We start from the raw sequence: 13,418 nt of genomic DNA on the forward strand, positions 1-13,418 counted from the left end.
CGCCCTGCCAAGGAGGAGAAACATGAGCTTCTTCATCGACCGCCTGCGCTACCTGGTCAAGCGTCCCCCGGAGTTCGCCGGCGGCCACGGCGAAACCCGCGATGAGAGCCGCGACTGGGAAGACGGCTATCGCCAGCGCTGGCAGTTCGACAAGATCGCCCGCTCGACCCACGGGGTGAACTGCACCGGCTCCTGCAGCTGGAAGATCTACGTGAAGAACGGCCTGGTCACCTGGGAAACCCAGCAGACCGACTACCCGCGCACCCGCCCCGACCTGCCCAACCACGAGCCCCGTGGCTGCCCGCGCGGCGCCAGCTACTCCTGGTACCTGTACAGCGCCAACCGGCTGAAATACCCCATGGTGCGCAAGGCGCTGGTACAGCTCTGGCGCGAGGCATTGGCAGCCCACAAGGACCCGGTGCTGGCCTGGGCGAGCATCGTCGAGGACCCGCAGAAGGCGAAGCAGTACAAGTCCATCCGTGGCCGTGGCGGGTTCGTCCGCGCCGACTGGGACGAGATGCAGACCCTGGTCGCCGCTGCCAACGTCTACACCGTGAAGACCTACGGCCCGGACCGCGTCGCCGGCTTCTCGCCGATCCCGGCGATGTCGATGGTCTCCTACGCCTCGGGCACCCGTTACCTGTCCCTGATCGGCGGGGTCTGCCTGAGCTTCTACGACTGGTATTGCGACCTGCCGCCCGCCTCGCCCCAGGTGTGGGGCGAGCAGACCGACGTGCCCGAGTCCGCCGACTGGTACAACTCCGGCTACATCATCGCCTGGGGTTCCAACGTCCCGCAGACCCGCACCCCCGACGCGCACTTTTTCACCGAGGTGCGCTACAAGGGCACCAAGACCATCGCCATCACCCCGGACTACGCGGAAATCTCCAAGCTCTGCGACGAGTGGATGAGCGCCAAGCAAGGCACCGACTCCGCGCTGGCCATCGCCATGGGCCATGTGATCTTCAAGGAATTCCACCTGGAGAAACCCAGCGCCTACTTCACCGACTACATCCGCCGCTACACCGACATGCCGATCCTGGTCGAGCTGGAACAGCGCGACGACGGCAGCCTGGTGCCGGGCAAGCAGCTGCGCGCCAGCGACTTCGACGGCAACCTGGAGCAGGCCAACAACCCCGAATGGAAGACCGTGGCCTGGGACGAGAGCGGCGACCGCCTGGTGGTGCCGCGCGGCGCCATCGGCTTCCGCTGGGGCGAGAGCGGCCACTGGAACCTGGAGCAGGTCGACGCCGACGGCAAGGAGATCAGCCTGCGCCTGTCGCAACTCGGCCAGCATGACGAAGTGGCGCGGGTGGCCTTCCCCTACTTCGGCGGCATCGAGCGCCAGCACTTCCCCAACGTGAAAGTGCGCGACGTCATCTACCACCATGTGCCGGCCAAGCGCCTGAAACTGGCCGATGGCCGCGAGGTGCTGGCGGTCACCGTGTTCGACCTGACCGCCGCCAACTACGGCATCGACCGTGGCCTGCAAGCCACCGTCGGCGGTGCGGGCGAGGACGACGGCGCCAGCGACTACGGGCAGATGAAGCCCTATACCCCGGCCTGGCAGGAGGCGATCACCGGGGTGCCGGCGGCGCAGATGATCCGCATCGCCCGCGAGTTCGCCCTCAACGCCGACAAGACCCATGGCCGTTCCATGATCATCGTCGGTGCCGGGATGAACCACTGGTACCACATGGACATGAACTACCGCGGGCTGATCAACATGCTCATCCTCTGCGGTTGTATCGGCAAGAGCGGCGGCGGCTGGTCGCACTATGTCGGCCAGGAAAAGCTGCGCCCGCAGACCGGCTGGACGCCGCTGGCCTTCGCCCTCGACTGGCACCGTCCGCCGCGCCACATGAACGGCACCTCGTTCTTCTACAACCACTCCAGCCAGTGGCGCTACGAGAAGCTGGAAGTGAAGGAGCTGCTCTCCCCGCTCGCCCGCCCGCAGGACTTCAGCGGCAGCCTGGTGGACTTCAACGTGCGCGCCGAGCGCATGGGCTGGCTGCCCTCCGCGCCGCAACTGGGGATCAACCCGCTGCGCCTGGCCGCCGCCGCCCAGGCCGCCGGCAAGAGCACCGTGGACTACACCGTCGAGCAACTGAAAAGCGGCCAGCTGCGTTTTGCCAGCGAAGACCCGGACAACCCGCAGAACCACCCGCGCAACCTGTTCGTCTGGCGCTCCAACCTGCTCGGCTCTTCCGGCAAGGGCCACGAGTACATGCTCAAGTACCTGCTGGGCACCAAGCATGGCGTACTCGGCAAGGACCTGGGCGAAGCGGGCAAGCAGCGCTCCGAGGAGGTGGTCTGGAAGGACGAGCCCATCGAAGGCAAGCTCGACCTGCTGACCACCCTGGACTTCCGCATGTCCACCACCTGCCTCTACTCCGATGTGGTGCTGCCCACCGCCACCTGGTACGAGAAGGACGACCTCAACACCTCGGACATGCACCCCTTCATCCACCCGCTCACCGCCGCCACCGACCCGGCGTGGGAAGCGCGCAGCGACTGGCAGATCTACGACGGCATCGCCCAGGCCTTCTCGCGCCTGTGCGTCGGCCACCTGGGCGAGGAAACCGACCTGGTCACCCTGCCCCTGCAGCACGACAGCCCCGGCGAGCTGGCCCAGCCCGAAGTGCGTGACTGGAAGAAAGGCGAGTGCGAGGCAATCCCCGGCAAGACCATGCCGTCGCTCATCGAGGTCAAGCGCAACTACCCGGAAACCTACGAGCGCTTCAGCTCCGTCGGCCCGCTGCTGGACACCATCGGCAACGGCGGCAAGGGCATCGCCTGGAAGACCGAGACCGAGGTCGACCTGCTCGGCAAGCTCAACTACCGCAAGCTGGAAGGCTCCGCCGCCGGCCGGCCGAAGATCGCCTCGGCCATCGACGCCGCCGAGATGATCCTCGCCCTGGCGCCGGAAACCAACGGCCAGGTGGCGGTGAAAGCCTGGGCGGCGCTGTCGAAGATCACCGGGCGCGACCACACGCACCTGGCCAAGCCCAAGGAAGAGGAGAAAATCCGCTTTCGCGACCTCGTCGCGCAGCCGCGCAAGATCATCTCCAGCCCGACCTGGTCCGGCCTGGAAGACGAGCACGTGAGCTACAACGCCTGCTACACCAACGTGCATGAGCTTATCCCCTGGCGCACCGTCACCGGCCGCCAGCAGTTCTACCAGGACCACCCGTGGATGCGCGCCTTCGGTGAAAGCCTGATGGTCTACCGGCCGCCCATCGACACCAAGGCCGCCGCCAGCGTTGCCGCGCCGAAAAGCAACGGCAACCCGGAGATCGCCCTGAACTGGCTGACCCCGCACCAGAAGTGGGGCATCCACTCCACCTACAGCGACAACCTGCTGATGCAGACCCTGTCGCGCGGCGGGCCGATAGTCTGGATGTCCGAAGACGACGCACGCTCCATTGGCGTCTCCGACAACGACTGGATCGAGCTGTACAACGCCAACGGCGCCATCGCCGCCCGCGCGGTGGTGAGCCAGCGGGTGCGCCCGGGCATGGCGATGATGTACCACGCCCAGGAGCGCATCCTGAACATCCCAGGCTCGGAGATGACCGGCACGCGCGGCGGTATCCACAACTCGGTCACGCGGGTCTGCCCCAAACCGACCCACATGATCGGCGGCTACGCGCAGCTCTCCTACGGCTTCAACTACTACGGCACCGTGGGTTCCAACCGCGACGAGTTCGTCATCGTGCGCAAGATGCGCCGCATCGACTGGCTCGACGGTGAAGGCAACGACTATCAGCAGGAGGCCGTCAAATGAAGATTCGTTCCCAGGTCGGGATGGTCCTGAACCTCGACAAGTGCATCGGTTGCCACACCTGCTCGGTCACCTGCAAGAACGTCTGGACCAGCCGCGAAGGCATCGAATACGCCTGGTACAACAACGTCGAAACCAAGCCCGGCATCGGCTACCCCAAGGAATGGGAGAACCAGAAGAAATGGAACGGCGGCTGGGTGCGCAACGCCGACGGCTCCATCAACCCGCGCATCGGCGGCAAGTGGCGGGTACTGGCTAACATCTTCGCCAACCCGGACCTGCCGGAGATCGACGACTACTACGAGCCCTTCACCTTCGACTACCAGCACCTGCACAGCGCCAAGCAGGGCGACCACCAGCCGGTGGCGCGGCCGCGCTCGCTGATCTCGGGGCAGCGCATGGACAAGGTGGAATGGGGCCCGAACTGGGAAGAACTGCTGGGCACCGAGTTCGCCAAGCGACGCAAGGACATCAACTTCGACCAGGTCCAGGCGGACATCTACGGGCAGTTCGAAAACACCTTCATGATGTACCTGCCGCGCCTGTGCGAGCACTGCCTGAACCCGGCGTGCGTGGCCTCCTGCCCCAGCGGCGCGATCTACAAGCGCGAGGAAGACGGCATCGTCCTCATCGACCAGGACAAGTGCCGCGGCTGGCGCATGTGCATCTCCGGCTGCCCGTACAAGAAGATCTACTACAACTGGAAAAGCGGTAAGTCGGAGAAGTGCATCTTCTGCTACCCGCGCATCGAGACCGGCCAGCCCACCGTCTGCTCGGAAACCTGCGTGGGGCGCATCCGCTACCTCGGCGTGCTGCTCTACGACGCCGACCGCATCGAGGAAGTGGCCGCCTCCAAGGATGACCGCGACCTCTACCACCGCCAGTGCGAGATATTCCTCGACCCGCACGACCCGGCAGTCATCGCCCAGGCGCGCAAGGACGGCATCCCCGACAACGTGATCGCCGCAGCGCAAGCCTCGCCGGTCTACAAGCTGGCCATCGACTGGCAGCTGGCCCTGCCGCTGCACCCGGAATACCGCACCCTGCCGATGGTCTGGTACGTGCCGCCGCTCTCCCCCATCCAGTCCGCCGCCGAGGCCGGGCACGTGGAGTTCGATGGCGTGCTGCCCAAGGTCGAGTCGCTGCGCATCCCGGTGCGCTACCTGGCCAACATGCTCACCGCCGGCGAGGAAGCACCGGTGGTGCTGGCCCTCAAGCGCCTGATGGCGATGCGCGTGTACATGCGCGCCAAGCACGTCGACAAGGAGCTGAACACCGAGGTGCTGCAACAGGTCGGCCTGACCCAGAACCAGGTCGAGGAGATGTACCGCTACCTGGCCATCGCCAACTACGAGGATCGTTTCGTCATCCCCACCGGGCACCGCGAGCACATCCCCGAGGCCTATGCCGAACGCAGCGGTTGCGGCTTCACCTTCGGCGACGGCTGCAATGGTGGCGGCAACAACCAGGTCAGCCTGTTCGGCGGACGCAAGAACACCACCACGCTGGTCAAGCCGGTGCAGACCTTCGACCCGGTGGAGGACAGCCGCCATGGGTAACTACGAAGCCATTCCCAAACCTCACGACGGCCCCATCGTCGGCCTGCTCAGCCTGCGCGTGCTGGCGCGCCTGCTCGACTACCCCACCGCCGAGCTGCAGGCGGCCTGCGCCGAAGCCGTGGAGATTCTCGACGGCGAGGACCGCCTGCCACTGAAGCTGCGCACGGAGCTGGCGCAGTGGTGCGCTGAACTGGCCGCCGGCGACCTGCTCGATCTCGAGGAAGCCTACGTCGAGCTGTTCGACCGTGGCCGTGCCACCTCGCTGCTGCTGTTCGAGCACGTGCACGGGGAATCCCGCGACCGCGGCCAGGCCATGGTCAACCTGCTGGCCGAGTACGAGGCCGCCGGCTTCCAGCTCGACGCCCGCGAGTTGCCGGACTACCTGCCGCTGTTCCTGGAGTACCTGTCGACCTGCAGCCATGAGGAAATCGGCCAGTGGCTGGGCGACATCCAGCACATCCTCGCCCTGCTCACCGCGCGTCTTGAGGAGCGCGACACCCGCTACGCGCTGGTGCCGCGCGCCCTGCTCGCGCTGATCGGCGCCACCGAGGCCATCGACGAGCAGCGCCCGGTGGCCGCCAGCGAAGCACCGGACAACACGCCCCAGGCGCTGGACGCGGTGTGGGAGGAAGAAGCCGTGCGCTTCCACGCCGAAACCGACAAGGACTGCAGCCTGCAGTCAGCCGAAGGACGACGCCTGGCCGAGCGCAAGTACGAAGCGCTGCCCCAGGTCGTGCAGATCATGCCGTCAGAGCGCCCCTGAACCCGGCAAAGAATGAACGGAGGCCCATCATGTTCGAGCAATACCTGCTCCAATTCATCTACGGCATCTACCCCTACCTCGCCGGCACCGTGTTCCTGATCGGCAGCCTGATGCGCTACGACTATGGCCAGTACACCTGGAAGACCGGCTCCAGCCAGATGCTCTCGTCGAAGCACATGCGCCTGGCCAGTAACCTCTTCCACATCGGCATCCTGGCGATCTTCGGCGGCCACCTGGTCGGCCTGCTGACGCCGCACTGGGTCTACGCGCCGTTCCTCTCGGCCGGGCACAAGCAGCTGATGGCGATCATCTTCGGCGGCATCGCCGGGGTGCTCTGCGTGATCGGCGGCGCCATGCTGCTCTGGCGGCGGCTGACCAACCCGCGCGTGCGCGCCTCCTCCAGCGTGATGGACAACCTGATCATCGCCCTGCTCCTGCTGCAGGCCTGCCTGGGCCTGACCACCATCTTCGAATCCATGGACCACCTGGACGGCGGCATGATGCTGGCGCTGGCCAACTGGGCGCAGGCCATCGTGTTCTTCCGCGGCGGCGCCGCCGACTTCGTGATGGAAGCCCCGCTGATCTTCAAGCTGCACATCTTCATCGGCCTGACCATCATCCTGCTGTTCCCCTTCACCCGCCTGGTGCACGTGTGGAGCATTCCGCTGGGCTACTTCGGCCGTAACTACCAGATCGTCCGCCGTCGCGGCTAAGGAACAAAGCCAATGGACATGATTGCCGTCGAGAACCTCCCCGATGCGCCGATCCCGGTGATCCGCGTCGGCGACACCGAACTGACCGAGGCCGACATCGCCAAGGAGACGCCCTTCCACCCGGCCTCCTCGCTGGCCGATGCGCAGCTCAGCGCCGTGCGCGCACTGGTCGTGCGCGAGCTGCTGTCGCAGCGCGCCGCCATGCTCGGGCTGACAGCGAACATCGAGGATGATGACCAGGCCATCGCGGCCCTGCTGGAACGCGAGCTGAACGTCCCGGAGCCGGACGAAACCAGCTGCCGGCGCTACTTCGACACCCACCGCGAGCGCTTCTCCGAACCGACCCGCCTGCGAGTGCGGCACATCCTGCTGCCCGCCGCACCGGAAGACGCCAAGGCCCGCGACGCGCACTACCGGCTGGGCGAGAAGCTGCTGAAGGAGCTGGGCGAGCACCCGGAGCGCTTCACCGACCTGGCCCAGCGGCATTCCGCCTGCCCGTCGAAGGACGAAGGCGGCGAACTGGGCTGGCTGACCTCCGGGCAGACCGTCGCCGAGCTGGACCAGGCCATCCAGCGCCTGCCGGTAGGCCTGCACGACCGGCCACTGGCGTCACGCTATGGCTGGCACGTGGTGAGCATCGACGAGCGCCAGGAACGCAAGCCGCTGCCCTATGCCCAGGTCGCCAACCACGTACACCACAGCCTGCGCGAGGAATCCACCCGCCACGCCCTGCGCCAGTACCTGCTGGCGCTGGAGAAGGAAATCGGTGTCCGCGGCTTCAGCCTGGATGAAGACCCCATCGAAGGCTCCGGCAACCGGCGCAGCGATATCGGGCTCTGACACGCCGGGCTCAGGAGCGGTCGCGGCGCACCGTCGTGAGGAGGCTGGTCGGGATCGACATCAGCAGGATATAGGCCGATACCGCCAGCATCAGTCCGCCGCTACCCAGCAGCAGGTAGCGGCGCTCCTTCACCACGGTCACGTCCAGGCCACCGGAAAAGAGAATCCAGCCCAGCCCCGCCAGCGCAACGGTGAACAGGATGGCAATCAGGTAGCTGGCGGCGACGATCAGCATCCAGAGCGGACTCCAGCGTCGGCGCGGTGGCTTCTCCATGGCTTCGGGCCTCCCAGCCCCCCAGCGAATACTCACGAACCCGCGCAGTCTGATGGCCACTGGCCGCTTCCGCAATGCGACGAAAGCGCAAGAAGCGCTTCCCAGACACGGCAGGAGCGCTGCAAACCCGACCGGAAGCGCCCGGCTGGCATACCGGAAAACCAGCAAGGGCGCTTACAATCACGGTTTTTGCCGACAGTGCAGTACGGTTTCGAAAATGTCGCTCGATCCACCCACCATGTTGACCATCACGGTCGCCCTCGCGGCGGCCGCAGCGCTGTACCTGGCCATCGAATGGCGCAGCGTGCGCGAACGCTCGCTGCTCTACTGGAGCGCGGGCTTCGCCACCATCACCATCGGCTCCACCCTCGCCCTGCTGCGCATGAGCGGCTACCTGCTGGTGGGCATCTGGTTCGCCAACGGCCTGCTGGTGCTGGCGCACTGGTTCTTCCTCAGCGGCGTGGCGAAGTTCACCGAAGCGAGGTTGTCGCGGGGCTGGCTGCTCGTCCCGCTCACCTGGATTGCGTTGCTGGCGCTCCCCGACGGCGGCCCGCTGTGGTCCAAGCTCATGCTGCTGGCCAACTCCTGGCTGGTCGCCCTGCTCTCCCTGCCCGCCAGTTACCTGCTGCGGCCCCACGGCAAGTCCCTGAGCGTGGGCGCAGTGCAGCTGCGCTACGTGATGCTGGTGCACGGCGCCTTCTACCTGGCCAAGGGCGCGACGGTGATCATCCCCGGCACGCTGATCGACCTGGCCGCCTTCCGTGGCGAGATCATCCAGATTTCCTTGGTCGAAGGCGCCATGGCGATCATGCTGATCGCCCTGTCGATGACCGGCACCGAGCGCTATCGCCGCGAGAAACGCATCGCCCGGCTTGCCGCGCGGGACCCGCTGACTGCCCTGTACAACCGCCGCGCCCTCGAAGTCCGTGCGCCCCGCGTGTTCGAGGAGACCTCCCCGGAGCGCCCCGGCGCGCTGCTGTTGATCGACATCGACAACTTCAAGCAGGTCAACGACCTGCACGGGCATACCGCCGGCGACCGCCTGCTGGTGGCGCTCAGCGAGATGATCCGCGCCGCTTTGCCCGAGCGGGCCGTGGCGGCGCGCCTGGGCGGTGACGAGTTCGTCATCCTGCTGAGCAATATCAGCGGCGAACAGGTGCTGGAACTGGCCGGCAAGCTGCGCGAGCAGTTCCAGACCACCGCCACGCAGAACTTCGCCACGCCCCAGGCAGTCACCCTGAGCATCGGCGCCAACCTGTTCGACCAGCCACCGGCCAGCCTCGCCGCGCTGATCGAGCAAGGCGACGCTGCGCTTTACGAATCCAAGCGCGGCGGCCGCGACAGCATCCGCCTGATGGACCGCACGGTGGCCGGTGGCGATCCGCTGCGCCTGGGCTGACTCGAGCGGATAGGAGCAACGCGGCCCGCGCAAGGCGGGCCGTGTGGGGACCTCAGGTGTGGCGCGCCGGCGCCGCGTACTGGGGCATGGTGATGCAGCCGATGTTGCCGCCGCCCAGGAGGATTTCCCGCGAGTTGTCGATACCGATCACGCGCTTGTCCGGGAACAGCTCGGCCAGCACACCCTGGGCGATGCGGTCGTTGGGGTCGTTGAAGAACGGCATCACGATGGCCGAGTTGCCGGTGTAGAAGTTGATGTAGGAGGCGCAGATCTTCGTGCCTTCCTGGCGGTCGAAGCTGCCGTCGACCTGGTCCAGGCCCTCGGCCTCGGCAGCCGTCCACTCCAGCACCTGCGGTTGCGGCAGCTTGTGCACCTCCAGCGCGCTGCCACGGGCGTCGCGGGCGCTGCGCAGCACGTCGTAGGCCTCCTGGTAGATTTCCCACTGCGGGTCGCTGCGGTCGTCCGTCCACTGCATCACCACCACGCCCGGCCGCACGAAGCAGGCCAGATCGTCGACGTGGCCGTCGGTTTCGTCGAACTTGCACCCGCGCGGCAGCCAGATCACGTGCTCGGCGCCCAGGTAGTCGCAGAGCCGGCGGGTGACCTCTTCCTTGCCCAGGTGGGCATTGCGGTTGCGGTTGAGCAGGCACTGCTCGGTGGTCAGCAGGGTGCCCTGGCCGTCACTGCGGATGCTGCCCATCTCGGCGATGATCGACGCGCGATAGCGGTCGAAACCTTCGATCTCGAGGATTTTCTGCGCGATCTGGTCGTCCTTGTCCCAGGGGTAATAAAGGCCGCCATCGAGCCCGCCGTAGGCGTTGAACTGGAAGTCCACCCCGCGCATCTCGCCGCTGGCGTCATTGACCAGGAAAGCCGGGCCGCTGTCGCGGAACCAGGTGTCGTTGCAGGTCATCTCCACCACGCGCACATTCTCCGGGAGCATGCGCCGGGCGTTGGCGTACTGCGCGGCGGAGGCGCAGACGGTTACCGGCTCGCTGCTGGCGATGGCGCTGACCACCTCGACCCAGATCTTCTGCGCCGGCTTGCCGCCGTTGCGCCAGACGTCCGTGCGCTCGGGCCAGCCAAGCCAGCAGCGGGCCTTGGGTTCGAATTCGCCGGGCAGGCGGAAGCCGTCGGCCTTGGGCAGTGTCGAGTGGGTGCGAGACATCGGTGGTACTCCGCAATCAGGGACAGGAATGCCTCAAGGTTGCCGGCTCGCCGCGGAGAGCACCATTGATGAATTTCGCGGAATAGCTGAATTCAATTCATCGAAAACCAGCAAAAAGATGAGACCCACCAACAGTACCGACTTTACCGGCAAACCTCGCCGTAGGATGGGTAGAGCCTATGACACCCATGCTGCCTGGGCTTCACGGCGCATCGATGGGTATCGCTGCGCTCCACGCCATCCTACCTGGCGTTCATCCTGCCAGACGCAGGTCAAGCCGCCAGAACAGACCGCGCCGGACTCACATGTCATTGAGCTGGTCGGTCATCCATTCGATAAAATCCGCTACCGCCGGCTTCTCCAGACGCAGGCGTTCGCAAACCAGCGCGTACTGCCCCAGAGAGGTGATCTGCGCGGCGAACGGGCGCACCAGCCGGCCGCTGGCCAGGTCCTCGGCGCTGGTCAGGTTGTCGCCGATGGCCACGCCCTGCCCGCGCACCGCCGCTTCCATGGTCAGCCCGGCGTGGCCAAGGTAGACGTGGCGGCTGGGGCGGATGTCACTGGCATGGGTGGTCAGCCAGGCAGTCCAGGACTTGCCGTCCTGGTCGTCGTGCAGCAGGCAGTGGCGCGCCAGGTCGCGCGGGTGCTTTAGCGGCGACTGGTTGAACAGCCCGGGGCTGCACACCGGGAAGAACTGCAGGGTCGGCAACGGCCGCACGAAGTAGGTGCTGGCGTCTGCCGGACCGGTGCCGTAGGTGATCGCCAGGTCGATCTCGGCGGCCGGCCCCGGCGCCTCCAGCGGCTGTTCATGCAGGTGCAGGACTACCTCCGGATAGCGCTCGGCGAAATCCGCCAACCTGCCCACCAGCCACTTCTGCGCCAGCTCCACCGTCACGGCGATATGCAGCTGTGCCTGGGAGCCCGGATCGCGCAACTCATCGCATGCCGTACCGATCAGCTCGAAGGCCTGCTGCAAACTGCGCAGCAGGCGCCGCGCCTGGGGAGTGGGCTGCACCTGGCGACCCTGGCGCTCGAACAGCGTCGCCCCCAGTTGCTCTTCGAGCTGGCGTATCTGGTGGCTGACCGCACTGTCGGTGACACACAGCTCGGCGGCGGCGCGGCCGAAGTGCGCATGGCGGGCAGCGGACTCGAAGGTGCGCAGGGCGGTAAGCGAGGGCAGGCGGCGCATGGGTGGCAGGTCTTTTCGAAGAATGGCGGCCGGCATGCTGACCGAGGCGCCACGCCCAGCGCAAGCCACGGCATCGCGGCAGGGGCCTCACTCATTTCGCGACAGCCGCCACCCGCACGGGGCCAATGCCACATTGCGGGGGCACAGTCGTCCGGTAACGGGCCAATCGCCAGGCCAGACGATTGGAGACTCTTTCTGCCGCTGGTTGTGTCGTCTCCTGCACATCTATCGCGTCTTGAAGCAAAACCCGTGTTGCATATCCCGGATCGCTATCTAGGCTCTTTCACACAACCTGCTTCCCCATGTCCTATGGGTAGCAGGCTCAACGTCTCCAGAGCGCATTCGGAGCGAATGCCTTTCATGTCGCCGAGGCGACGCGAGAGCCAGTCAGGGATCAGCAGGGGATGCTCGATGACCAGAGACAGCACAGGCGCCGCAAAGGCCATCAGCGCCACCATTGCCACATCGCTTTGTATCCTGTTCTCCGGCCCCGCCGCCGCGGGCGGCATCATGATCTACGAGGCCGGGCAGGAAGGCATGGGCCTGGCCAACGCCGGCTCCGCCGCCCTGGCCAGCGACCCCAGCGTGCTGATGAGCAACCCCGCCGGTATCGCCAGGCTCAAGGGCACGCAGATCAGCGCCAACGCCCAGGTCATCCTCGGCGACCTGCGTTTCTCCCGTGACGACAACAACCAGTTCGATGGCAACGAAGGCGGCAACGCCCTGGAATGGCTGCCCGGCGCGAGCTTCTTCGTCAGCCAGCAGATCGACGAGCGCTCGGCCATCGGCTTCGGCATGTACGGCAACTTCGGCCTGGCGCTGAACTATGACGATGGCTGGGCCGGCCGCTACTTCAGCCAGGAAACGGCGATCATCGGCGTGTCCTTCCAGCCGACCATCGCGCACAAGTTCACCGACGACCTCACCGTCGGCATCGGCCCGCGCATCGTCTACGGCTACTACCGCACCGAGATGGCCATCAACAACAACCTGCTGGGCCTGCGCGACAACCCCGACGGCCAGCTGGAATACAAGGACACCGACGTCGGCGTCGGGGTCAACCTGGGCCTGCTCTATGACCTGAGCGAGCGCACGCAGATCGGCCTCGCCTACACCAGCAAGGTGAAGCTGGAATTCGAAGACAGCCCCGACGTGAGCAAGATCAGCAACCCGATCATCAATGCCGCGCTCAACCGCCTGGACGTCAGCTCGCTGGAGCTGGACGTGAACATCCCGCAGACGGCGACCCTGAGCATCGCCCACCAGCTGGACCCGCAGTGGAAGCTGCTGGGCAGCCTGGGCTGGCAGGACTGGAGCGAGTTCGGCGAGATCGGCGTGGACGTCGACGCCAACGCCGGCGGCGTCGACCGTACTGTCGACCGCAAGTACAAGGACACCTGGCACGCCTCCATCGGCACCCAGTACCAGGCCACCCCGCAATGGCGCTGGAGCCTCGGCCTGGGCTACGACAGCTCGGCGGTGGACGACAAGGACCGCACCGTGGACAACCCCATGGCCGAGACCTGGCGCCTGGCGACCGGCATCAACTACCAGGTCGAGGAAGGCCTCGACCTGCACCTGGCCTACACCCTCGTCTGGCTCGGCGACATGGACGTCGAGCAGACCAAGTCACGCTCCGGCGAGACCCTTTCCGGCACTTACAACAACGCCGCCCTGCACATCATCGGCGGCGGTGCGACCTGGCGATTCTGACGGCCTACGCGACGAC

General features: G+C 66.3%; 10 protein-coding genes. 7 read left to right on the plus strand and 3 right to left on the minus strand.

What is annotated here, in order from left to right; genetic code table 11:
* Positions 1-22 precede the first annotated feature (22 nt).
* From IB273_RS08005 to IB273_RS08025, 5 genes are read left to right on the plus strand one after another with little or no spacing between them, the layout of a single operon-like run.
* Positions 23-3,787, plus strand: a complete 3,765-nt coding sequence (locus IB273_RS08005; protein ID WP_081518323.1) for a nitrate reductase subunit alpha — start codon at positions 23-25, stop codon at positions 3,785-3,787.
* Positions 3,784-5,343: a nitrate reductase subunit beta gene (gene narH, locus IB273_RS08010; RefSeq protein WP_081518324.1), complete on the plus strand. Its 1,560-nt coding sequence runs from the start codon at positions 3,784-3,786 to the stop codon at positions 5,341-5,343. The genes IB273_RS08005 and narH overlap by 4 nt, the downstream gene beginning before the upstream one ends.
* Positions 5,336-6,106, plus strand: a complete 771-nt coding sequence (gene narJ / locus IB273_RS08015) for a nitrate reductase molybdenum cofactor assembly chaperone (RefSeq protein ID WP_192223750.1) — start codon at positions 5,336-5,338, stop codon at positions 6,104-6,106. The genes narH and narJ overlap by 8 nt, the downstream gene beginning before the upstream one ends.
* Before the next feature lie 29 nt (positions 6,107-6,135).
* Positions 6,136-6,819: a respiratory nitrate reductase subunit gamma gene (narI, locus tag IB273_RS08020; protein WP_081518326.1), complete on the plus strand. Its 684-nt coding sequence runs from the start codon at positions 6,136-6,138 to the stop codon at positions 6,817-6,819.
* A gap of 12 nt (positions 6,820-6,831) precedes the next feature.
* Entirely contained in the window at positions 6,832-7,659 is an 828-nt protein-coding gene (locus IB273_RS08025; RefSeq protein ID WP_192223751.1) for a peptidylprolyl isomerase, read from the plus strand.
* Positions 7,660-7,669: 10 nt separating this feature from the next.
* On the opposite strand, the gene IB273_RS08030 is transcribed toward IB273_RS08025, so the two are convergent.
* Positions 7,670-7,933 carry a hypothetical protein gene (locus IB273_RS08030; protein ID WP_192223752.1) on the minus strand — a complete coding sequence of 88 codons (264 nt, stop codon included), beginning with the start codon at positions 7,931-7,933 and terminating at the stop codon, positions 7,670-7,672.
* A 217-nt stretch (positions 7,934-8,150) separates the two neighbouring features.
* Between IB273_RS08030 and IB273_RS08035 the strand changes: the two genes are divergently transcribed.
* Positions 8,151-9,332: a GGDEF domain-containing protein gene (locus tag IB273_RS08035; RefSeq protein WP_192223753.1), complete on the plus strand. Its 1,182-nt coding sequence runs from the start codon at positions 8,151-8,153 to the stop codon at positions 9,330-9,332.
* 52 nt (positions 9,333-9,384) lie between these two features.
* Here the strand turns inward: IB273_RS08035 and aguA are convergent, their stop codons facing one another.
* Complete coding sequence (gene aguA / locus IB273_RS08040) at positions 9,385-10,500, minus strand: agmatine deiminase (protein ID WP_192223754.1); 1,116 nt, start codon at positions 10,498-10,500, stop codon at positions 9,385-9,387.
* A gap of 301 nt (positions 10,501-10,801) precedes the next feature.
* Positions 10,802-11,689, minus strand: a complete 888-nt coding sequence (locus IB273_RS08045; RefSeq protein ID WP_081518331.1) for a LysR substrate-binding domain-containing protein — start codon at positions 11,687-11,689, stop codon at positions 10,802-10,804.
* 411 nt (positions 11,690-12,100) lie between these two features.
* On the opposite strand from IB273_RS08045, the gene IB273_RS08050 reads away from it, so the two are divergent.
* Positions 12,101-13,402: an OmpP1/FadL family transporter gene (locus IB273_RS08050; RefSeq protein WP_192223755.1), complete on the plus strand. Its 1,302-nt coding sequence runs from the start codon at positions 12,101-12,103 to the stop codon at positions 13,400-13,402.
* Positions 13,403-13,418: the final 16 nt, after the last annotated feature.

Source organism: Pseudomonas sp. PDM19, from assembly GCF_014852215.1.
Lineage (GTDB): Bacteria > Pseudomonadota > Gammaproteobacteria > Pseudomonadales > Pseudomonadaceae > Pseudomonas.